The organism is Corynebacterium urealyticum DSM 7109 (assembly GCF_000069945.1).
GTDB lineage: Bacteria > Actinomycetota > Actinomycetes > Mycobacteriales > Mycobacteriaceae > Corynebacterium > Corynebacterium urealyticum.
On record NC_010545.1, the window covers coordinates 54,378 to 76,423 of the forward strand.

Consider the following 22,046-nt stretch of genomic DNA (forward strand, 5'->3'; position numbering starts at 1 on the left):
GTTATTCCTTAGAGGCGGTGGCGGCCGCCCTCGTCATCCTTGGAATCCTTCTTGGCGTTATCGGCCTTCTTCGGAGCAGCCGGTGCACCCGGTGCCTTCGGGGCAGCTGGCGCGCCCGGAGCCTTCGGGGCCCCAGCCTTGGAACCGGAATCCTTCTTGGACTCCTCGTTCTTCTTCTGCTCAGCCTGAGCCTTCTTCTGCTCGGCCTTGGCCTTCTCCTCGCGAGCCTTAGCCTCAGCCTTGTCCTTCGCGTCGGAAGCCTGCTCCTTGACCTCCTCGGCCTTGTCCTCAGCCTTCGCCTTGGCCTCGGCAGCAGCGGAAGCGGCGGCGTCCTTAGCATCAGCAGCAGCGGCCTTCGCCTTCGCGGCAGCCTCCTCAGCCTTCGGCTTCGCGGCGGAACCCGTGGCCTTGCCAGAGAAATCAGAAGCCTTCGGGGCGGACTTCGCCGGGGCCTGCTTCTTCTCGCGCAGGGCAGCGACAGCCGCGCCAGCGGCAGCCAGCAGCAGAACCAGCAGGATGTTACGGCCGAACTTACCCTTGCCGTTGCGCTTACGCTCCAGCTTGGCGGCCTTCTTCTGGGCCTTCTTGTTGATCTTGTCGACCTTCTTCTGGCCGCGCTTGCTCAGTGCCTTGACGTTCTGCTCGGCAGCCTTGCGACGCTTCTTCGCGTCCTTCTTTGCCTGCTTATTAGCCTTCGCAGCATCCTTCTTGGTCTGCTTCAGCTGATCAGCGCCCTGCTCCTGCAGGTTCGCGAACTGGGAACGAGCCTGTTCCAGGCCGCCCTGCACGCGGGACTCCAGCTGATCGCGGGTCTGCTGGGCCTGCTTACCAGCCTGCTGCGCCTTCTTCGCCGCACGCTTCTGAGCCTTCTTCAGACGCTTATTCGCGCTGCGGGTCTCCTGCTTGCGGGCCTTTGCGCCCTCCTTCTGGGCAGCCTCGCGAGCGGACTCCGCTGCGTGGGTTGCGCCATCCCACAGCTCATCAGCGGCCGCGCGGGCACCGGCGCGACCAGCGGCGAAAGCGCCAGCCACGGAGCTGGCGAGCTCGCGCTGCTTCTTCTTATCGCCCAGGTCCTCGACGAGGTTGCGGGCGTCGCCAGCGACGTTCTGCAGGTTGGAACGCAGGTCCTTGCTGTTCTTCTTGGCAGCCTTGCGGGCCTTCTTGCCGTCCTTCTTCGCCTGCTTAGCCAGCTTCTTTTGCTTCTTCTTGCCGTCCTTGAACAGCTCCTCGGCGCGGTCGCCGAGCTGGTTGAACGCGTCGGTCGCGTTAGCCATGCCCTTCTCCTTCAATTCATTTTTTTCGTTCTTTAGATCAGAGATACCCTGGCTCGTCCTGCCTCGCAGCGAATTGCGCTTGGCGGCCTTCCGAGCCTTCTTCGCGGACTTGGCCAGCGGGTTATCAAACTGCGTAGCGGGGGAGTTACCCTCCGCTAGCGCGGTGCTCTCCTCGTGGGCTGCGTGCAGCGCACGAGCCTTCGCAAGAGCCTCGGCTGCGCCGTCCTGCTTCCGCATTTCCTCCGCAACAGCACGGATGTGAGCAGGCGAATCAGCCAGCACAGCCTGCTGCTGCTCGTCCGACAAGGTCACATTTCGCTGATCGCGAAGCGCATCGAACTCCGCGAGCTGCCTACGCTGCGCACGGTTCTTCTGCGACTTCCGTAGCTGCTGGGCAATAGTCAGCGCCAGCTTGAGGGTATTGGGATTCATCTAGGAATCTCCTCTTGCGTTGAAATTTCACCAACACTCCCATGATAGGCAAAGCCCAGATATCCTGCCGTGGGGTTTGCCCAAAACATGTTGCAGCAACCCTGATGGCTAGCCCCGGCCCGCCCGCTGCGGAAGCCCAACCACCCTGCCCCAGCGACTGCCGATTGAAGTACACTGGGGCGCGTGACTAACAAGACTGAAACCGCAATTCTGCACACCAACTACGGGGACATCTCCATCGACCTCTTCGGCAACCACGCGCCGAAGACCGTCGAGAACTTCGTCGGCCTGGCCAACGGCACCAAGGAGTACTCCCAGCCGAACGCTCAGGGCAGCAACGAAGGCCCGTTCTACGACGGTGCGATCTTCCACCGCATCATCGACGGCTTCATGATCCAGGGCGGCGACCCGACCGGCACCGGCCGTGGCGGCCCGGGCTACCAGTTCGAGGACGAGTTCCACCCTGAGCTGCAGTTCGACCGCCCATTCCTGCTGGCCATGGCCAACGCCGGCCCGGGCACCAACGGCTCCCAGTTCTTCATCACGGTGACGGCCACCCCGCACCTGAACAACCGCCACACCATCTTCGGTGAGGTCACCGACAAGGAGTCCCAGAAGGTCGTTGCGAAGATCTCCCGTGTGGCAACCGACCGCATGGATCGTCCGAACGACGACGTGGTGATCGAGTCTGTCGAGATCACTCAGTAAAACCCCTGTGATCGCGATTTTCATCGCGATCAACGTGACCGTCTATGCAGCCATGGCGCTGCAGGCGGTCTTTCACGTATTTCAGCAGGGTTTCTCCGGCCGCGGGGTCGTTTACGCGCTCGAAAGCCCGCTCAGCGACTCCCGAAACTTCGGTTGGGAACTACTCCTCTCCGCGGAGAAAATGGCGGAGCACGGCCAATGGTGGCGCGCCGCCACCGCCTCGATCGTGCACCTCGATGCCGCCCACATCGCCTTCAACATGCTGGCCATCTACTTCATCGGCCAAGCTGTGGAGCAACGCTTCGGGCACCGCATCACCGCCGGAATGATCCTCGCCTCCGCAGGCGGCGGAGCACTCGCCTGCCTCACCCTGCAACCAGAAGCCACCATGGGAGGGGCCTCAACCGTCGGCTACGGGCTGCTGGCCATGCTGCTCGGCATGAAACTCGCGCAGCGTGAACAGATGACCTCGGCCATCGTCATGGTGCTGATCTACTTCGCGTGGACGATCTACACCCCCGGGGTGTCGCTCTGGGGCCACGTTGGTGGCTTCCTCGGCGGCGGGGCCAGTTATCTTGCCGTTCGCGGGCTGCTCGGTCCAACAGCAGGTCCGGCACAACTCCGCCGGGCCGAAACCGGCGCGCTTATCATCGGTACGGCAGCGCTCATCGTAGCCGGCGCGGTTGGCGTCCTGAATTAAAAAACCCGCCCTGGCAACCAGGGCGGGCAGAAAAGAAGAAGGGGTTACTTCCAGCCCATCGTCATCAACAGACCAACGATGAACAGGCCGAACCCGATCAGGTAATTCCACGGGCCGAGGGTGACCATCAGCGGGATGGCCGGGCCGGCGATGTAGTTCACGACCAGCCACGCCAGACCCAGCAGCATCAGACCCAGCATGATCACGATGTACCACCGTGGCGTGCCCGAGGCGTTCAGCTTCACCGGGGTACGGCGATCCACCCCAGCGGCGGCGCTGGAATCGAAGTTCTCCTCCGGGGAATTGATCTTTGACTTAGGCATAATTCGCTTCCATTACAGGGCAGTGCTTCCAGCTGCCAAGGCAGCTTCCAATACAACGGCCAATATTAGCAGCTACACCCGACAATTCCGCACCACACGGGGCATGGCGGCACAGGTGCAACATGACAGCGATAGAATCAGCCCATGCGCATCTTGGTCGTCGATAACTTCGACAGTTTCGTTTATAACCTCGTCCAGTACCTCGGGCAGCTCGGCTACCACGAGCAGAACTGCGTGGTGTGGCGCAATAACGCACCCGAGCTCGGCGGTGAGGCAGGTTTCGACGACGCCGACCTCGCCGATGTGCTTGGTCAGTTCGATGCCGTCCTGCTGTCCCCGGGGCCGGGCGAACCCACCGCCGCCGGGCACCTCATGCAGGTCATCCGCGTGGCCGTGGATCAGGGCATTCCACTGTTCGGCGTGTGCCTCGGCCACCAGGCCATCGGCCTGCACTTTGGGGGCCAAGTCGTGCGCGCAGACGAGCTCTACCACGGCAAAACCTCGCCCGTGACCCACGACGGCACCGGCGTGCTGCAGGGCATCCCGAGTCCATTCACCGTCACCCGCTACCACTCGCTGACCGTCGACCCGGGCTCCGTGCCCGAGGAGCTGGCGGTCACCGGGCGGGTGGATTCCGGAATGATCATGGCGATGCGGCACACCAGCCTGCCGGTGCACTCCGTGCAGTTCCACCCGGAGTCCGTGATGACCCAATACGGCCACCGCATGCTCGCGAACTGGCTGATCGAAGCCGGTTTCCCCATCGATGAGGACCTGCTCGGCCGCATCGAGGAAGAGCAGCTTGCCGTGACCGGTGCGCTGAGCAAGTAGGGCGCCGACAGTCCCCGCCGACGGCGGAAACTACGGGATCAGGCGGAAGATGAAGACATCCACCGTGACCGTGGCGTTCTTGTCCAGGGTGGCACCCTCGGACGGCTTCTGACGCGCCACCCGGTCCACCCGGCCCAGGTCGTTCGTCGGAACATCCACGCGGCGCAGCTTATCCGGGGAGCCTTCCCAACCCGCGGCACGCAGGGTCTCGTAGACCTGGCCGAACTCCTTGCCCGAGACATTCGGCACGCGGAACTGGTTCCCGCGGGAGACCGTCAAGGTGACCTCGGAGCCCTCGCGCAGTCGGGAGCCCTCGTCGCTGACGCTCAGGACCTTGCCCTCCGGCTCCGTGGAATCGACCTCAATGACGAGCACCGTGAAGCCCGAGGCCTCCAGGTTGGAGCGCGCACCCTCGACATCCTGGCCCGTGACCACCGGGACACGAACTTCCTGCGGACCCGTGGACACCGTGATGGTGATCTTCGTGCCCTTCGAGACCTGCGAACCCTGCGCCGGGGACTGCTCAGTGATCTGGCCCTCCGGCACGGAATCGCTGGGCTCCTCCTTCACCCGGTTATTCAGGCTCAGGCCGGCTTCCTTCAACAGCTGCGCTGCCTCGGAGGTGTTCTTACCCGTCAGATCCGGAACCTCGGTGATCTCCTTACCGGAGGACACCACCAGCGAGATCTCCGTGCCCTTCGGCACCGAGCTATTCGGACCCGGCTCCGTGCGGATCACACGGCCGCGCTCGATATCGGCGTGCGGACGCTCCTTCACGCGCAGCTCCAGGCCCAGGTCGTGGAGCTTGCGCTCGGCCTCGTCTTGGGTGAGGTTCTTGACGTCTGGGACGTTGACCGTTTCCGCCGTCGCGGCCGACCGGTCCGAGGCGATGTACGCCCAGGTCCCGGCGCCCAGCAGGAACAGCACCGCGAGGATCGCCACGACCGGGATCCACCAGCGCCGTTTCGGTTCCTCGTCAATCAGCGGGGTTTGTGTGTCGGGGTAGGTGCCGTGGTCCGGGTAGGACGTCGGCAGCTCGCCTCCTGCACCACCCGCGCCGGCGGCCGCCGGGTACGCCCCCGCAGCCCCACCGCCGTTGGCACCAGCGCCCTGGTCCGAGGCGTGCTCGCCGTTCTGGGCGAAGTTCTGGCCGCCGAGGTTGTGTTCCGCCGTGCGCTCCGTGGCGCCCGCAGCACCCGCGGCGCCCAGGCCGGCAGCGCCGAGACCTGCGGCGGCGGCCGTGCCCGCACCCGAGGACTCATCCGCGCGGTGCCGACCCCCGCCCATATCCGAGGAGCCAGCAGCACCCGCAGGACCCGTGGCGCCCGGCAGCTTCGCCACCAGTGGCACCTGATCCTCGCTCAACCGGCGCAGGTCCAGCGCCATTTCCTTGGCGTCCGCGTGCCGGTCGTCGGGGTTTTTCGCCATCGCGGTGAGCACGATGGCGTCCAAACTATCCGCCTCACGGTGGGAAAGATGCATGCCCTCGACCGTCGACGGTGCCGGCGGGGCGTCCTGGACATGCTGGAAAGCCACCGAAAACGGCGACTCTCCGGAAAACGGCGGCTGACCTGTCGCCAACTCGTAGAACACGCAGCCAGCAGCGTAAATATCGGAGCGGGAATCCGCCGACTTACCCCGCGCCTGCTCCGGGGAGAGGTACTGGGCGGTACCGATGACCGCGGCCGTCTGCGTCATCGCAGAAGAGGAATCAGACAGGGCACGGGCGATACCGAAATCCATCACCTTCACCGCGCCGGTGTTGGTGATCATGATGTTCGCCGGCTTGATATCCCGGTGGATGATGCCCGCCTCGTGGCTGAAGTGCAGCGCCTCCAGGACCTGGGACATGATGGCGGCGGCATCCGTGAGCCGCATCTTGCCGTACTCCTGGATGATGTCGCGCAGCGTTTCGCCCTGCACGCGCTCCATCACGATATAGGGCACGGAGCCATCTTCCGGCGGGGTCTGGCCGGTGTCGTACACCGCCACGATTGCCGGGTGGTTCAGCTTCGCAGCGTTCTGCGCCTCGCGGCGGAAGCGCTCCAGGAAGTTCTCGTCGCGGGCGAGGTCCGGCCGCATCATCTTGACGGCGACCTCGCGGCCGAGGAGCTCATCGACGGCGGCATAAACGTCCGACATGCCACCAGTGCCGATCTTGGCACCTAGGTGGTATCGGCCTCCGAGGATCGCCCCGTCACGGTCCACGACCGACCTCCTCTGATCTTCCAACTCACTGTGTACTGCCGCGGTACGGCTCGGGCGGGTGCCCGCCCGGAATCTGCTTCAAAGCCGGTAACTTTACCGCGCCACAGTTCCCATTACTACTTTAGTGTTTTCTTCGCCTCGGAAAGCCCGGTCGCGCAACTGGGCAACGGGCTGCGGCTAGATCGCCCGCAGCCCCAGCGCCCCGACCTTGCCATCGGCGGGGTTGGAGGTACCCGTGCCGGTTGGGCCCTCCGCGTTAGTCCCCGGGTTGGGCTGCTCGCCGCCCGGGTCCGGAGCCGGCGGGACGGGGTCGTCCTCCGTCGGGGCCGTTGGCTGGGACGGCTGCGAGGGCGGGCGTGAGGAGCTCGGCGTGGGCTGCGTCCTCGTCGGCCTACCCGGCCGTGTCGACGACTGCGTGGGACGTTCCGGTCGGGTCGAGCTGGTCTCCCCGTCATCTGACCCATTGTCCTCGCTCGGCTGGGTCTTCTCCGGGCGGGGATCCACCGGCTGCTGCGGGACGTACTCCTCCTGGGTGGGGGAGGTCGTGACCTCGCTGGTCACGGTCTTCGTCTCCTGCTCCTGGGTCGAGGAGTTCGAATCGCTGAGCAGGAGGTAGCCGATCACACCCAGGCCGAGGGCTACAACCACCCCGAGCACGATCCACGGGGTCGCAGAGCCGCGCTGCCCGCCGCGACGACCCGCCGAGCGGGAGGACGCCGCCCCCGCAGCACCCGCGGCGCTGGCCTTGCGCGGCCCTTGGGCGGGACCCTGCCGCGGCGGGACAGCCGTACCCGGGCCCGACACGACCTGGCTGAGCTCCGCGTCGGAATCCTCAGGAGCAGCACCCCGGGCACCACCGTGAGCAGCGAAGACGTCCGTATGGGCGGCGGCGTCGGCAGCGGACAGGGCCGCCGGGCGAGGGGCCGGAGCCCCGGAAAGGACAGCGGCGGTGGCCTCCGCGAGCTCCTGGCCATCGGCGTAGCGGGCACGCGGGCTCTTGCGCAGGCAGGTGTTCACCAGCTCGCGCAGCGGGGCGCTGAGCTCCTCGGGCAGGGGCTCCGGCTGTTCGGAAATATGCTTGATCGCCACCGAGACGGAGGAGTCCCCGCGGAATGGCCGGTGGCCAGCCAGCACCTCGTAGGCCACCACGCCGAGGGAGTAGACATCGGAAGCGGCGGTGACCTCCCGGCCCTGCGCCTGCTCGGGGGAGACGTACTGGGCCGTGCCCACCACCATGCCGGTCTGGGTCAGCGGCACGGCCTGCGCGGCCTTCGCGATACCGAAGTCCGTGATCTTCACCGTGCCATCGGCGGTGAGCAGCAGGTTGGCGGGCTTGATATCCCGGTGCACCGTACCGGTGGCGTGGATCGCCGCCAGGCCCATCGCGGTCTGCCGGATCAGGTCCAAGGCCAGGGGCTCCGGCAGCTGGCGCTCGCGGCGCAGCACATCCGCCAGGCTCTCGCCGCGCACGTACTCCATCACGATGTAGCAGAACACCGCACGGGTCTCGTTCGTGGGCTGGGAGCCGTCCGCGGAAATCTCCCCGTAGTCATAGGTGGCGACCACATTCGGGGAATCGAAGTGCTCCGCGGCCTCCGCCTCGTTGCGGAAGCGCTCGCGGAACTCCGGGCTCTCCGTGTATTCGGGTTTCAGGATCTTGATGGCCACGTCCCGCTGCGCCACGGTGTCGCGGGCGAGCCACACCGTGGACATCCCGCCTCGGCCGACGATCCAGCTCAGCTGGTAGCGCTCACCCAATAGCCGCTGGGTGTACTCGATATCCGTGCGGTCCGGCTGGTTCTGCTCTGGGTGCTCAGTCATTCTTAGCGCTGCTCCTGCTCCGCGGCTGCGATGACGGCACGGCCGATCGGGCTGGCCACGGCGTTACCCGTGGCGCCCTGGCCCATGCCGCCACCGTTTTCCACCAGGACGGCGACGGCCACGTCCGCCTCAGTGGAAAACGCGATGTACCACGTGTGCGGGGCGGCCGCGCCGCGAACCTCGCCGTGCTCGGCGGTACCGGTCTTCGACGCGATGGTGGCCGAGCCGCCGCCACCGCGCTCGGAGCCCTGCATGAGCTCCTTGAGCTGCTCTGCCGTCTCCTTCGGAATCGCCCGGTTCAGCCGCTTTGGCTTCGTCTCCTTCAGGGTCTTCAGATCCGGGCCCGTGATCTTGGAGACCAGGTGCGGCTCCATGCGCACGCCACCATTGGCGATCGTCGCCGCGATCACGGCGTTCTGCAGCGGGGTCAGGGAGACATCGCGCTGGCCGATCGCGGACTGGCCCAGGGCCGCCTTGTCCGGCAGGTCACCCAGCGTCGAGCGCTGCATGCCCAGCCCCAGGCCCTCGTAGCTATCACCCACGCCGAAGGCCTCCGCGGTCTTACGGAAAAGATCATCGCCGTGCTTGACGCTCAGTTCGACGAAGGGCACGTTGCAGGACTTCTCGAAGGCCACTCGCAGCGTGGTGGTCTCCCCGCCCGCGCAGCGCTGGCCGTCGTAGTTCTCTAGGGTCGTGACCGTGTCCGGCAGCGTGGTCTGGCTGGCGGCGCTGACCGGAGTATCCGCATTATCGCCGGCCTGTAGTGCGGCGGCGGTGGTGATCACCTTGAAGGTCGAGCCCGGGGGTTGGGTCACCTGGGTCGAGCGGTTCAGCAGCGGGGAACCTGCGTCCTGTCTGAGGGCCTCGAAGTTCGCGGCCGCTGCCTCCGGGGACTGATCCGTGATCGCGCTCGGGTTATAGGAGGGCGTGCTGGCCATCGCCAGCACCGCGCCCGTCGAGGGGCGCAGGGCCACGACAGAGCCGGAGTAACCCTTGCTAGCCAGCTCGTTGTAGGCCACCTGCTGCACCTGCGGGCTTAAGGTGAGCTCCACATTCGCGCCGCGGACCTCCTTGCCGGAGATCTGGTCCCACATACGACGAGCGAAGAGGCTGTCGTCCTCACCCGAGAGAATGGCATTCTGGCTGGCCTCGATACCGGAGGCACCGAAGCGGTCGGAGAAGTAACCCTCCACCGAGCCGAAGGCCTCTGGGGCGTAGACGTAGCGGCGGTTGTAGTAGCCGTTATCGTCCCGCACGGACTCGGCCAGTACCTGCCCGCCAGCGGAGATCTGCCCGCGCTGGCGCTGCTTCATGTCATAGAACTGGCGCGCGTTCAGCGGGTTCTCCGCCAGCTCCTTGGTCTGGAAGGCCTGAATATAGGTCAGGTTGATCAGCAGAATGACCGTCAAGATCATGCTGAAGATGGCTACGGCTTTAATCGGTCGATTCACGCGAGCTCACCTTCCGCGTTGTTCTGCGCAGCCCCCTGCTTCTCCTCGGACTTGGCATCTGTCCCGCCGGACTTGCTGCCCTCGTCCTGCACCGCGCGCCGGGCGCGGGCAGAGTCAGAGATCCGCAGCAGGATCGCCAGCAGGATGTAGTTCGCCAACAGCGAGGAGCCACCGTGGGCAAGGAATGGGGTCGTCAGGCCGGTCATCGGCATGAGCTTGGAAATACCCGCCACGACAACGAAGACCTGCACCGCGACCGTCAGGGACAGGCCAGCGGCGACGAGTTTGCCGAAGGAATCGCTGGCGTGCATGCTCACCGTGAAGCCGCGGAGCACGAAGATTGCGTACAGAAGCAGGATCGCGGATAGGCCGATCAGGCCGAGCTCCTCGCCGAAGGCGGAGAGGATGAAGTCCGACTGCACCACCGGGATCAGCTCCGGATAGCCCTCGCCGAGCCCCTTGCCGGTGATCCCGCCGTAGGAGAGGCCAAACAGGGACTGCGCGAGCTGCAGACCCCGGTTGTGGAAGTCCGCGAACGGGTCCACGAAGTTCGCCACACGGGTCTGGATCTTGTCGGACACCTGGTACACCGCGACCGCGCCGACCGAGGCCAGCCCCACGCCGAGCACCACCCAGGAGGCGCGCTCCGTCACGATGTACAGCATCCCCAGCACGGTGGCGAAGAGAAGCAGGGCCGGGCCGAAGTCGTTCTGCGCGGCGGAAATGACCATCGCCAGTCCCCACACGAGGAACAGCGGTCCCATGTCGCGCATGCGGGGGAACTGTAGCCCCAGCAGGCTCTTACCCGTCACGGAGAACAGGCGTCGCTTGCTGACCAGGAGTGCGGCGAAGAACAGCAGCAGCAGGATCTTCGCGAACTCGCCCGGCTGGATGGAGAAAGGCCCGATAGAGATCCACACGTTGGCGTCCGCATTGAGGCTGGTCGGCCACACGATTGGCAGCGCGAGCAACACCAGCCCCACCAGGCCCATCAGATAGGCGTAGTCCTGCAGCGAGCGGTGGTCTTTCAGGAACACCAGCACCGCCACCAGCAGGCCCACGCCGATAACCATCCACATGATCTGCGACTTTGCCAGGGACATGCCCGTGGCCAGGTCAATGCGGTAAATCATCACCAGACCCAGCCCGTTGAGGAGAGCTGCGACGGGCAGTATCACCTGATCCGCGTCGGGGGCCACCCAGTTCATCACCAGGTGCGCGACCAGGAAGATGAGGAAGAACCCACCGACCAGCAGGAAGATGCTGGAGCTGAGCTCATTGCCCTGCGCCAGCTCCAGCGATACGACCGCCGTCAGGGTGACCACTGCGGTGAGCAGCAGCAGCCAGGCTTCGGTCATTCTCTTAAAAAAGCCCTTGGTCAATTCACTTCACCTCCCGGCAGGACACGCCGGGGGTCGTCAGGTCCTCAGCGCCCTTCCTGGCGGTGCTCGTGGCTCGGTCTGCGCCGGGGCGCTTCCCATTGTCCTTCTTCTCGCGGGTGACACACACCGGCAGGGTTTCCTCTGCCAGTCGATTCACCTGCTCGACGACGGCCTGGTAGCTGTCCTCCGGCATGCTCTCGACGGTGCTTCGCGCCGAGGGGGTCAGGTCGGAGGTCAGGAAGAGGTGGCAGTCCTCGGGGGAGCCATTATCTGCGCCGATGAGTCGCACGGAGGCAGATTCATCGAGGCAGATCCGCTGGTGCGTGGAGTTCAGGGAGAGGCCCAGCAGGGAGCCGGGCACCCCGTTCTTCACGACGATCTGCTTGCCCTCCACGGCGACGAAGTAGGTCTCGCCGATCTTCTGGTAACCGAAGAATCCGGCGATTCCGAGCCCAACGACGAGGATGCATGCGACGACCAGGGCGATCCAGCCCCGTCCCCGTTTCTTTTTAGGGACGTCGGTTCCGTCTGCGCTGGTGGGTTCCGCCGCGCCGGATGCGGGCGCAGCAGCCGGCTCCGAACCAGGGTCGCCAAGGGTGGCTACCCCAGCCGGCTCCGAAACCTCCTCGGGATCCTTCGGGGGCCGAGGCGCCCGCGAGCTCGTCACGCTGGCGCCACTGGCAGCGGCGCGGGCCGCGGGCGTATCGAAGCTGCGGCTCTCCTGCATAGTGGGGGAGGCAGCACCAGCGAGCACTGGGGTCTCCGGCAGCGGGCCGCGACCAGCAGAACCTGCCGCGTTACCCTCGCCTGACGCGTCGTCCTCGACATCGGCGAGGTCCACAACATCCGCGACGACGACGGTGACGTTATCTGGTCCACCGCCGCGCAGCGCCATCTCGACGAGGCGATCGGCTGCGGTGGCAGGGTCGTAGGCGTTCAGAATGTCCCGCATCGTGTCGAGGCTCACCGGATCGGAGAGGCCATCGGAACACAGCATGTAGCGGTCGCCCGGCAGCACCTCAAACTCCGTGAAGGTTGGCTCCACGGGCCGGCCGGTAAGCGCCTTGAGGATCAGGGAGCGCTGGGGGTGGGAGCTGGCGTCCGTGGCGTCGAGCTTGCCCTCGTCCACGAGGGTCTGGACGAAAGTATCGTCCTTCGTGATCTGCGTGAGCTCCCCGTCGCGTAGCCGGTAGGCGCGGGAGTCGCCGACGTGGCACATCGCGGCCTTAGCGTTGCTGAATAGGATCGCGGTGAGGGTGCAGCCCATGCCCTCCAGCTGTGGGTTCTCATCCACGTGGGAGGCGATGCGCTCATTGCCCTCATCCACCGCGCGCTCCAGCACGGAGGTGAGGCGGCGGCGCTCATCCGGCTCGTCCAGGAGCGGAGAGTCCAGCGTCCGCAGGGTGTCCACCAAGAAGCGGCTGGCGACCTCGCCGGCCGCGTGGCCACCCATGCCATCGGCGAGAGCCAGCAGGCGCGGGCCCGCGTAGGCTGAGTCCTCATTATTCGTGCGCACCAAACCGCGGTCGGAGGATGCGGCGAAATCTAAAGCCAAGCGCTGATCCGTCATTGCTCCATCCTCACCTGGGTCTGCCCGATCCGGACTTCCATTCCCTCGGCGAGCCGTTCCGGCTGGTCAATGCGTTGGCCGTTCAGCCACGTGCCGTTGCGGGAATCCTGATCCTCGATGAACCAGTCCCGACCCCGGCGGATGAGCCGGGCATGGGTGCCCGACGCGAAATCATCCTCCAGCTGCAGTGTGGACACCGAGGAACGGCCGATCGTGATCTCGTCGTAGCCCTGGAAGTTCAGTGTGGTCCCGGTCAGCGGGCCACTGGTGATGATCAGGGACTTCGGCGGATTCGTGCGGTGACGCGTGCCCCGGAAACCGCTGCTAGACGTGCCACCAGCCAGGCCAACATGGGGGGCGGCGTAGCCCATCGGCGCGCCACCACCAGCGGCAGCCCCGGGGTTCGCCGCGTAGTTCAGATCCTTGCGAAGCGCGCGGAGTGTCATCCAAATGAAGAACCACAGCAGCACGAGCAGGCCGATCTTGACCACTAGTAACAGCGTGGTGTGCACGGTCTTCACTCCTTATATATCGGGCATACGTGAGCAGACGGGCCGCAGGGGCGGCCGAAGTTGTCCGGGTTTTAACTCTAGTTTAGTGAGCAGACACGCGTATAGGGGGTGGAGTGAATAGCCAAGCCCTCACGAAGCCCCCGCAAAACCCCCGAGGCAATAAACGGTAGGGGGTTGGAACGCCCTAGTGGTGGAAGCGGACCTCGATCTCGGAGTGGCCCACGGCGATGACGTCCCCGTCGGCGAGCAGCCAGTTCTCGATCGGAGTGCCGTTGACGGACGTACCGTTCGTGGACTGCAGATCGGTGAGGACGGCGTCGTAACCATCCCAGGTGATCTCCGCGTGCTGACGGGACACGCCCGTGTCCGGGATGCGCAGGTCGACGGTCTTCCCGCGGCCGATGAGGTTGCTGCCTTCGACCAGGTCGTAGCGGCGGTCGCTGCCGTCCCGCAGGGTGAGGGTGACGGTCAATTGCTCGGCTTCCGGCCGGGGTTCGCCCGTCCCACCGCGGACGGGGGCCTCCTCATTCGCTGCGTGGGTGATCACCGTGGTTCCGGGGTAGCTGTGCTCCGGGTCGACGGCTCCGTCCTGGTCCTCGCCGGCCGGTGCGGCCGCGTCCTCCTGGACGGCCGGTCCGTCCTGCTCAGCGGCGGAATAGCTAGCGTCCTCGGTGCCCGTATCCTGCCCACCGTCGACGGACTGGGCGGGGGACTGGGCAGTGCCGGGGTGGCTCGAATCGGAGTGCTCGGCGCCGTAGCCCGTGCCCGGGCTGGGGCGGACGACCGAACCCAGGCCCGCGCCCGCGGCCCCCGTCTGCGCGGGGAAGGAATCGCTATCAGCGTCATAAGCCTGGGCCTCGACCTCGCGCACCTGGCTGGGGTCCTCCGGCCACTCCCGCTCACCGGGGGCGACGTCCTCGTCCGGGCGGGAGGAAGAACCAGCGGAGCTGGAAGATTCAGCAGAGCTTTGAGAACCAGCAGAGCTGGCGTCGGCGTCGGCGCCTGCATTCTCGTCCTCGGCGGGGGAGTAGCTCTCGGGGATCTTGAAACGGGAGTCGGCCTTCAGCTGGCCCGTGTGCAGGTCCTCCTCGACCCGAAGATCAACCGTGACCTGGTTATTCGTTGTCCATCCCTCGTTGCGGATGAAACGGCCCAGGCGGGCGGAAAGGTCGCGGACCAGCGTGGGGTGGCTCTCCTTCAGGGAGTCGTAATCACGCTGGGAAATCGAGACGATGAAGAAGCTTGGGGCAAGCCGGTTGCCCTCGCTATCCACCATCACGGAGTCCTCGGCCTGCTGCTTCAGCATCTCGTCGATCTCGGTCGGGACAACTTCGCCACCGAATACCCGCGCGAAGCTGTTATCCAGGCCCCGCTGTAGTGCGCTATCCAGTTTGCGAAATTTTCCGAAAAGATCCATCGATATTTTCCTTCCTTGGACGTCTAGGCCGTCTAACCAGAAAGGCCGCGATCGGTGAATCGCTTTAGCCTCGTGGTGCTTCGCTCGTGGTGAAGGGCAGGTCGCGCTGTGCAACGCGCCGCCGCAACGGGGTAGACGTACACATGTTGAACGGCCATTATACGGGGATAACTAGGTGGGGCCGGGTTAGTGCAGGTCACGCGGTAATTTTGTTGTGGTCTATAGCTCGTGATACGCTTCTTCCTGTTGCAAACGCACCCGGCGTTAAGCCCACGCTTTGCACCCATGCGTACCAAGCCTCATCGTTTGGAGCGGATGAAGCCACGGGCGAGTGGCGGAATTGGCAGACGCGCTGGCTTCAGGTGCCAGTGTCCTTTACGGACGTGGGGGTTCAAGTCCCCCTTCGCCCACAATAGCGGCCCCAGGTCGCAGGAACCGGTGGTTCACCTTCAACAGGTGGCCACCGGTTTTTCTTTGTGCCCGGCTGAGCCCGCCGGTGGGGGCTCCTAAGATGTGGTGCATGAGTTCTGACCCACGCACCGCGAGCACCGACCCGCTCCTTCAAGCCCCGCACGGTTTCCGCCTCCGCCGGGTGAGCCCAGCCGACATCCCCCAGATCCTGGAGCTCATCCAGGACCTCGCGGAGTATGAAAAGGAACCGGACGCCGTCCACGCCACCGAGGAAGCCCTCCACGAGCACCTCTTCGGCGAGAACCCGGCTGTGTTCGGGCACGTCGTCGAGGTGCTCGACGGAGATATCGAGGACCGGGACATCAAGGACGGGGGCGTCGCGGACAGCAGCGGCGCCGAGAACGGAGACGTCGCGCCGGGCGAGCGCCCCCGCCTGGCCGGCATGGCGCTGTGGTTCCTCAACTTCTCCACCTGGGAGTGCACCCACGGCATCTACCTGGAGGACCTCTACGTCCGCCCCGAATACCGGAAGAACGGGCTCGGGAAGCTGCTGCTCCAGCAGCTCGCGCACCTGTGCGTGGCTCGCGGCTATCAGCGCATGGAGTGGTCCGTGCTGAAGTGGAATGAACCGAGCATTCAGTTCTATAAGTCCTTCGGCGCCTACTCGATGTCCGGCTGGGACACCTACCGGCTGGACGGTGACGCGCTGCAGGGCTTCGGCGCTTAATTTTGCGCAGCGCAGCTCGGATCGCCGTGGTGCGCTGCCATATCAGCGGGGGTGCGTGACCATGATGATGGTCCGCTCGACGCGCGCCCCCGGCAGTTCGCCACGGGGAGCAGCCCAGGATTCGGCGCTGATTTCCACCGCGTTCTCCGGCTTTATCTCTTCCGACCAGGCTCCTTCGGGCACAATCTCCTCCGAGCCAGCGGCGTGAGCATCCGCGTCCTCCTGGAAACCAAGCAGGCGCAACACTTCCGTGGAGCCCGCGTCATCGAGGTGTTCCGTCGGCTCGTCCAGCAGAAGGATAGGCGCGTCGGTGAGCAGCGCGCGGGCCAGAATCACCCGACGGCGCTGACCCCCAGAGAGGTCCTCCGCGCCCCGCGCCAGCACCGTATCTAGCCCCCGCGGGAGGCCCCGAACCCACACGCCCAAGCCCAGCTGATCCAGCACCTCCCACATCGCTTCCTCGCTGGCGTTCGGTGCCCCCACCGCGAGGTTGTCCCGCACGGTCGTGGCGAAGATGTGCTCGTCCTCGGCGATGAAGCGCGCACCGGGCGCCGAATACGTCCCACCGCGGGCGGGCAGCAGCCCTGCCAGCGTCATCAGCAGGGTCGTTTTCCCAGTTCCCGACGCCGCGACGACGACGCCACGCCCACCAGCGGGGACGTCCAGGTTGTAGGTGCCGAGGTCGCTACCCCAGCCCACCGTCAGGCGGTCGACGCGTACCGCCGAGGGAGTGGGGAAGGATCCATCCGCAGCCTCGGCATCAGCTGCCGCGGGCTCGTCCTGGGCCTTGGTCTCCGCCTCCTCGGCCCCCGGGATGGCGTACAGGCGTGACAGGGAATGCTCGGCCCGGACCCGAGTGCGGGCAGCCTCCGGGAGGGTGGATACCGCCTCGAAGGCGGCGAGTGGGAAGAGTGCGACGACGACCAGCCACTGCGGCGAATGCGCCGCCGCGCCGGAACCAGCCCAACCCGTGTACTCCAGAGCGGCGAGTGCTGAGATGGCCGCCGTGGTTAGCGCGCTGGTGAGACTCAGCAGGCCGGAAGCCCCGGCTGCCCAACCCAGGCCGCGGCGCCGCTGGGACCGAAGCTCGGCTTCGGCGCTCTCAGCCGTGGCCAGGGCGCCCGCGAGCTGGCCACGCACCCGCAGCGTCGGAGCAGAAGACAACGCATGGTCCACTGCCGCGACATAGTCCTCATTAGCCTCCGCGACGAGGGAGGACCGTTCCGCGCGCGCTGCCAAGCGGGGCACGAGCACCCCCGCCACCAGCAGGCCCATGACCAGGATGAATGCCGCGAGCGGGGTGAGGATGGCCAGGAACACAACGGCGACGAGGCTCGTGATGACCGCGACCCACCGCGGAATCGTGGTGCGGACGATGCGCTCGGTCAGGGCATCGACGTCCTCCCCGATACGGGCGAGCAAAGCTCCGCGACCAAGGCCCATGACCTGCACAGATGGTGCTGCAGCGAGGCGGGCGTAGACGTCCACGCGCACCGCGGCGGCTCGGTCCAACGCAACATCATGGCTGGCCAGACGGTCGAGATAACGGAAGAGGGCGCGGGAAATTCCGAGCGCGCGCACCGCCGTGATCGCCACGGTCAGATCCATCACGCTCGGCTGCTGCCAGGCGCGCGCGATCAACCACGCGGAGACCACCGAGAGGGCGATGGCGGACAACAGTGTGCTGACTCCAGCGATAATGGCGCGGGTCATCGGCCGTTCCCCCTTCGTTTACCTCGGTGGATGGTGCGGACGCGGCGCTCGTCCCGCGCACCTCGATGACCCGGTCCGCCGCCGCGATCAGCAGCGGATCGTGGGAGGCGGCCAGGACTGTCGCGCCGCCTTCTGCCGCGGCACGCAGCTTGCCAATCATGAGGCCCGCGTTCGCCGAGTCCAGGTGGGCGGTCGGCTCATCGAGAATCAGCAGGTCCTTGCCGGGCACCTGCTCAGCGAAGGCGCGGCGCTGGCGCTGGCCCAGCGAGAGTTGCGACGTATCGCCGATTGCGGCCTCGTCCAGCACCGGGCGCTGCGGCAGGTAGGCGGTGCGTTGCCACAAAGTATGGCCTGCCCATACAGCAGGCTCGACGTTGCGGCCGTCACTGCGATCCTTGCCACTGCTGCTCGACTCGTGGGCATCCTGTGGGGCACCCGTGGCAGCCGGGGTGGCAGCAACTTCTTCGACGCGGGCACTGCCCGTTCCGGCGGTGAGTCCCAACGCCGCGAGCAGGGCGGTGGACTTCCCCGCACCGTTGTCGCCCCGCAGCACTGTGATCTTGCCGGGCTCTGCTTGGCCACTAAGCCCCGCCGGCCGGGCTCCATCTCGCCCAGGTGCCGAGTAGTCCTCGAAGACCACCCGCAGCCCCAGGGATGCCGTGTCTGGGAGAGTTTGCGTCGCGCTCACATCCTCTGCAGCTGGCGGAGTGTCCGTATCTGCCGGGACGGCCGGGCCGTCGAGGACACCCAGCACCGCGTTCGCAGCAGCCGCTCCGTCCTGCGCATCATGGAAGCGAGACCCAACCTCACGGATCGGGGCGTAGACCTCCGGGACGATGATGAGCACCGCCAGTCCCGCAGCCAGACTCATATCCCCGCCCAGCAGCCGGAAACCGATATTCACCGCCACCAGCGCCACGGAGAGCGTGGCCAGGAACTCCAGCACCATGCCGGAAAGAAAAGCGATGCGCAGCACTCCCATCGTCGAGCGCTGGTGGGAACGCGCGAGGCGTTCCACCTCAGAGGTCGGGGCCAGCTGCTGACCATGGGCGGTGAGCGTGGGCAGCCCCGCCGACAGATCCAAGAGCTGATCGCTCAGCAGCGCCATGTCCGCCAGCTTGCGCTCCGTGCGGCCCGCCGTGAGCAGGCCCACCAGCCACATGAAAAATGGGATTAGGGGAATCGTGACTGCCGCGATGAGCGCAGAGGAACGGTCCTGGAACCAGATGGCGGCCAGCGCGATAGGCGTCGATAAGAAGGTGGCGACCGCCGCGGGCAGGAAACCCGTCAGATATGGGCGGAAGGCGTCTAGGCCAGTGGTGAGCAGGCTGCGGAATTGGGCGACATCCACGGTGCGCGGGTCCCGGTGGGTCAACGCGGTCAGACCACGGCGCCGCAGCTCCGCGACCACCGTATCCGCCGCGGAATCCCCCAGCCGGGATTGCGCCCACGCCACGAGAGCCCGCAACACTGCCACCGCGACCAGCCAGGCCAAGAGCGCCAGGTCCAGGCGCTGGGCGTACTGCCCAATACCGCCAGGCTGAGCCTCGCCTGCTGCCGGTGCCAACTGGCCCAGTGGCGCCTCCCCGCCCAGCACTCCGGCAACCAGGTGGCCGAGCAGCAAGCCAGCGGCGATGCTCAAGCTCACCCCTGCCACAGAAAGCGCCGCACTCAGCAGCACCCAGCGACGCGCCGGGGTTGAGACCCGCAAGAGCTGCATTAGAGATGCACCGGCTCCGCCACGATCCGACGTCGGAAAATCCAGTAGGTGTACCCCTGATAGAGCAGCACAAACGGGGTCACGATCACCCCGGCCCAGGTCATGATCTTCAGGGTGTAGGGGTTGGACGCGGCCTGCCAAATATCCAGGTCAGTCCACAGCATCGGGAACATCGCCCCGAAGGCCAGCACAACCACGGACACGATCGCCAGGGCGGTGGCGGTGAAGGCCCAACCATCCCGCTGCGCGACCGTCGCGGCCACCGAGCCGAGCAGTCCCACGACCGCCAGCACCAGCGGCACCCAGGTCCACGCCTTGCCGTAGCCCAGTTGGGTCCACAGTGCGAACACGCCGCCGAACACAATCGAGCCGATCGCCAGCGGGGTGATGAAGCGCTGCGCCTCCTTCCGCAGCACACCTGCGGTCTTGAGGCGGATGAAGGTCAGCCCGTGTAGCGCGAAGACGCACACCAGCGCAGCCGCACCCACCAGCGCATAAGGGTGGAATAGCGGGTAGACGTGGGCGGCGTTCTCCGGGATGCCGCTCACCAGGTTGGCCACCGCCACACCCCACACGATCGGGGAGATCCAGGAGCCGGTGATGATCCCGGCATCACACCAGGCACGCCACTTCGCGGAGTTCACCTTCGTGCGCCACTCCAGGCCCACGATGCGCACAATCAGCCCCAGAAGGATGAGGAATAGCGGCAGGTAAAAGCCACTAAACATGTCCGCATACCAGGCGGGGAACGCCGCGAAGAGCGCACCACCGGCGGTGATGAGCCAAACCTCGTTGCCGTCCCAGACGGGCCCGATCGTGCGGATCATGGCGCTACGGCGGGCCTCGTCGCGTCCCAGGAAGGGCAGGAGCAGCCCCACGCCGAAGCCGAAGCCTTCCAGCATGAAGTAGCCGGCGAAGAGGAAGACGATGAGGCCAAACCACAGGGTAGGCAGATCGATGCTCATGATTCCTTCCCTTCTGCGTCGCGCGCGAAGCTCACTGTTCCCGCAGGCTGCAGCTGCTTTTCTTCGTCATCTTCCGTGCTTTCGGACGCCACCGCCTCCGGGCCGGATTCGGCCGGCGGACCGTCGAGAACCACGCGGCGGATCAGCCAGAACCACACCACCGCGAGGATGCCGTAGATCAGGGTGAAGCCCACCAGGGTCACGATGACCACCCACGGCTCGTGCCCAGAGCCCCCGTGGTCGACCAGCATGCGGATCGATTCGGTGCGCGGATCACCCACCGATTCCGGATTCGGGTGGATCACCCACGGCTGGCGACCCATCTCGGTGAAGATCCAGCCCGAGGAGTTCGCGAGGAAGGGGAAGGGGATCGCCGCCAGGCAGCCCCAGGAGAAGATGGTCGCCCACTTGCCCTTCGGCAGGCGCCCCTTGCGGGTAAATAGCCAGGCGAAGAAGGCCAGGGCGAGGGAGCCCACCATCAGCCCGATCATGGCGCGGAAGGACCAGTAGGTGACGAAGAGGTTTGGGGAGTAGTTCCCCGGCCCGTACAGTGCCTCCGCCTTTTCCTGCAGATCCATCACGCCCTGCAGGGTCACGCCCGAGAACTTGCCCTCCGCGAGGAAAGGCAGCACGAACGGCGCCTTGAGCACGTGGATGACCGATTCGCAGTTATTGTGCGTACCGATCGTGAGGATGGAGAAGGATGGGTCGGTTTCCGTGTGGCACAGGGACTCGGCCGAGGCCATCTTCATCGGCTGCTGAACAAACATCAGCTTGGCCTGAATATCGCCGGTGATGAACACCCCGATCGAGGACAGGATGGTGGTCCACAGGCCCACCTTCATCGCCGGACGGTGCATGCTGTGCCGGTCGTCGTCACTGGTTGCAGCTGTATTTTCGGACGACGGCGCCGTTGCCTTGGACGGTGCGGTGTCCGTCGCCGCCGTGTTGGTTCCCGACGCCGACGCCTCGGCTGCCGGGGCGTTGTCCAGGGCCAGGCCATCCTGGGTTGTGGTGGCCGTCTTCGCCTTGGCCCGGGCGTCCTTAATCAACCACCAACCAGACACGCCGAGGACGAACGTGCCCGCGGTGAGGAAGGAACCAGCCACGGCGTGCGGGAAGGCCGCCAGCGCGGTGGGGTTGGTCAGCAGCGCGACGATGTCGGTGAGTTCCGCGCGTCCGGTCTCGGGGTTGAACTCCGCGCCCACCGGGTGCTGCATGAAGGAGTTCGCGACGATAATGAAGTACGCCGAGAGGTTGACCGCTAGTGCCACCGCCCAGATGGAGAGCGTGTGCAGCCAGGTGGGGATCCGGCCCCAACCGAAGATCCAGATCCCCAGGAAGACGGACTCCATGAAGAAGGCGACCAGGCCTTCGAGGGCGAGCGGGCCGCCGAAGACGTCCCCGACCATCCGCGAGTATTCCGACCAGTTCATCCCGAACTGGAACTCCTGGACGATGCCGGTGGCTACGCCCATCGCGAAGTTCACGAGCAGAACCACACCGAAGAAGCGGGTGGCGCGGTACCAATGAGGCTTCTTCGTGACAGCCCAGAACGTCTGCATGAGCGCCACTAATGGCGCCAGCCCAATGGTCAGCGGGACAAAAATAAAGTGATAAACCGTGGTGATGCCGAATTGCCAGCGGGACAAGGCAACGGTGTCTAAACCACCGGCCGCATCCACGCCGGCGGCAAGGAGAGAAAACTCCATTTACGCCTCCGACGTATTTCCGGCACCCTTCGGCGCCGGCCTAGGTGAGTGGTGTAGCCGGTGGTGGGGCCGCATTGGGCCCACAGACGGCTGTATGTGAGTGGTCGGAGGGGTGGGCGGAAAAGTTCCCGGGAGGATAATGAGGACTTCCTGCCAAACCGGTGCCCGG

The 22,046-nt window shown here is 65.9% G+C and carries 16 protein-coding genes, 1 tRNA gene and 1 pseudogene; 5 read left to right on the forward strand and 13 right to left on the reverse strand.

Translation table 11 applies throughout. The features are described 5' to 3' along the window. Window positions 1–8 precede the first annotated feature (8 nt). The gene (locus CU_RS00250) at window positions 9–1,706 is read right to left on the reverse strand and encodes a hypothetical protein (protein ID WP_012359315.1); all 1,698 of its coding nucleotides are present in this window, start codon (window positions 1,704–1,706) and stop codon (window positions 9–11) included. A 183-nt stretch (window positions 1,707–1,889) separates the two neighbouring features. On the opposite strand from CU_RS00250, the gene CU_RS00255 reads away from it, so the two are divergent. Then, on the forward strand, window positions 1,890–2,414 hold the full coding sequence (locus tag CU_RS00255) for a peptidylprolyl isomerase (RefSeq protein WP_012359316.1): 525 nt from the start codon (window positions 1,890–1,892) through the stop codon (window positions 2,412–2,414). A gap of 7 nt (window positions 2,415–2,421) precedes the next feature. Next, window positions 2,422–3,114, forward strand: coding sequence for a rhomboid family intramembrane serine protease (locus CU_RS00260; RefSeq protein WP_012359317.1), 693 nt, complete (start codon window positions 2,422–2,424; stop codon window positions 3,112–3,114). A 44-nt stretch (window positions 3,115–3,158) separates the two neighbouring features. On the opposite strand, the gene crgA is transcribed toward CU_RS00260, so the two are convergent. Then, window positions 3,159–3,437 (reverse strand): cell division protein CrgA, encoded by a 279-nt coding sequence (gene crgA, locus CU_RS00265; protein ID WP_012359318.1) that lies wholly within the window; start codon window positions 3,435–3,437, stop codon window positions 3,159–3,161. A gap of 144 nt (window positions 3,438–3,581) precedes the next feature. On the opposite strand from crgA, the gene CU_RS00270 reads away from it, so the two are divergent. Further along, window positions 3,582–4,268: a glutamine amidotransferase-related protein gene (locus CU_RS00270; RefSeq protein WP_012359319.1), complete on the forward strand. Its 687-nt coding sequence runs from the start codon at window positions 3,582–3,584 to the stop codon at window positions 4,266–4,268. A gap of 30 nt (window positions 4,269–4,298) precedes the next feature. On the opposite strand, the gene pknB is transcribed toward CU_RS00270, so the two are convergent. The 7 genes from pknB to CU_RS00305 all read right to left on the reverse strand — a co-directional run bounded on the left by pknB (window position 4,299) and on the right by CU_RS00305 (window position 14,629). Then, on the reverse strand, window positions 4,299–6,476 hold the full coding sequence (gene pknB / locus CU_RS00275) for a Stk1 family PASTA domain-containing Ser/Thr kinase (protein WP_012359320.1): 2,178 nt from the start codon (window positions 6,474–6,476) through the stop codon (window positions 4,299–4,301). A gap of 177 nt (window positions 6,477–6,653) precedes the next feature. Further along, window positions 6,654–8,297, reverse strand: coding sequence for a serine/threonine-protein kinase (locus CU_RS00280; RefSeq protein WP_012359321.1), 1,644 nt, complete (start codon window positions 8,295–8,297; stop codon window positions 6,654–6,656). Between the two features lie 2 nt (window positions 8,298–8,299). Then, window positions 8,300–9,748, reverse strand: a complete 1,449-nt coding sequence (locus CU_RS00285; RefSeq protein WP_012359322.1) for a penicillin-binding transpeptidase domain-containing protein — start codon at window positions 9,746–9,748, stop codon at window positions 8,300–8,302. After that, window positions 9,745–11,106, reverse strand: a complete 1,362-nt coding sequence (locus tag CU_RS00290; RefSeq protein ID WP_231837690.1) for an FtsW/RodA/SpoVE family cell cycle protein — start codon at window positions 11,104–11,106, stop codon at window positions 9,745–9,747. Before CU_RS00290 ends, CU_RS00285 begins: the two co-directional genes overlap by 4 nt. A gap of 25 nt (window positions 11,107–11,131) precedes the next feature. Further along, window positions 11,132–12,700 carry a PP2C family protein-serine/threonine phosphatase gene (locus CU_RS00295; protein ID WP_012359324.1) on the reverse strand — a complete coding sequence of 523 codons (1,569 nt, stop codon included), beginning with the start codon at window positions 12,698–12,700 and terminating at the stop codon, window positions 11,132–11,134. Further along, window positions 12,697–13,212 carry an FHA domain-containing protein FhaB/FipA gene (locus tag CU_RS00300; RefSeq protein ID WP_012359325.1) on the reverse strand — a complete coding sequence of 172 codons (516 nt, stop codon included), beginning with the start codon at window positions 13,210–13,212 and terminating at the stop codon, window positions 12,697–12,699. Before CU_RS00300 ends, CU_RS00295 begins: the two co-directional genes overlap by 4 nt. A gap of 184 nt (window positions 13,213–13,396) precedes the next feature. Then, window positions 13,397–14,629: a DUF3662 and FHA domain-containing protein gene (locus CU_RS00305; RefSeq protein ID WP_012359326.1), complete on the reverse strand. Its 1,233-nt coding sequence runs from the start codon at window positions 14,627–14,629 to the stop codon at window positions 13,397–13,399. A 325-nt stretch (window positions 14,630–14,954) separates the two neighbouring features. Here CU_RS00305 and CU_RS00310 point away from each other — a divergent pair. Next, window positions 14,955–15,039 (forward strand) — tRNA-Leu (locus CU_RS00310). Window positions 15,040–15,140: 101 nt separating this feature from the next. Further along, window positions 15,141–15,767 carry a GNAT family N-acetyltransferase gene (locus CU_RS00315; RefSeq protein ID WP_012359327.1) on the forward strand — a complete coding sequence of 209 codons (627 nt, stop codon included), beginning with the start codon at window positions 15,141–15,143 and terminating at the stop codon, window positions 15,765–15,767. A gap of 42 nt (window positions 15,768–15,809) precedes the next feature. Here CU_RS00315 and cydC read toward each other — a convergent pair whose 3' ends face one another. From cydC to CU_RS00335, 4 genes and pseudogenes are all read right to left on the reverse strand, one after another. After that, on the reverse strand, window positions 15,810–17,480 hold the full coding sequence (cydC, locus tag CU_RS00320; RefSeq protein ID WP_012359328.1) for a thiol reductant ABC exporter subunit CydC: 1,671 nt from the start codon (window positions 17,478–17,480) through the stop codon (window positions 15,810–15,812). 199 nt (window positions 17,481–17,679) lie between these two features. Beyond that, window positions 17,680–19,200: pseudogene (locus tag CU_RS00325) on the reverse strand (ABC transporter transmembrane domain-containing protein); the annotation flags it as partial. Further along, a complete protein-coding gene (cydB, locus tag CU_RS00330) occupies window positions 19,200–20,165 on the reverse strand; it encodes a cytochrome d ubiquinol oxidase subunit II (protein ID WP_012359330.1) in 966 nt (321 codons plus the stop codon). The gene cydB and the pseudogene CU_RS00325, both read right to left, overlap by 1 nt. Continuing rightward, complete coding sequence (locus CU_RS00335) at window positions 20,162–21,877, reverse strand: cytochrome ubiquinol oxidase subunit I (protein WP_012359331.1); 1,716 nt, start codon at window positions 21,875–21,877, stop codon at window positions 20,162–20,164. Before CU_RS00335 ends, cydB begins: the two co-directional genes overlap by 4 nt. Window positions 21,878–22,046: the final 169 nt, after the last annotated feature.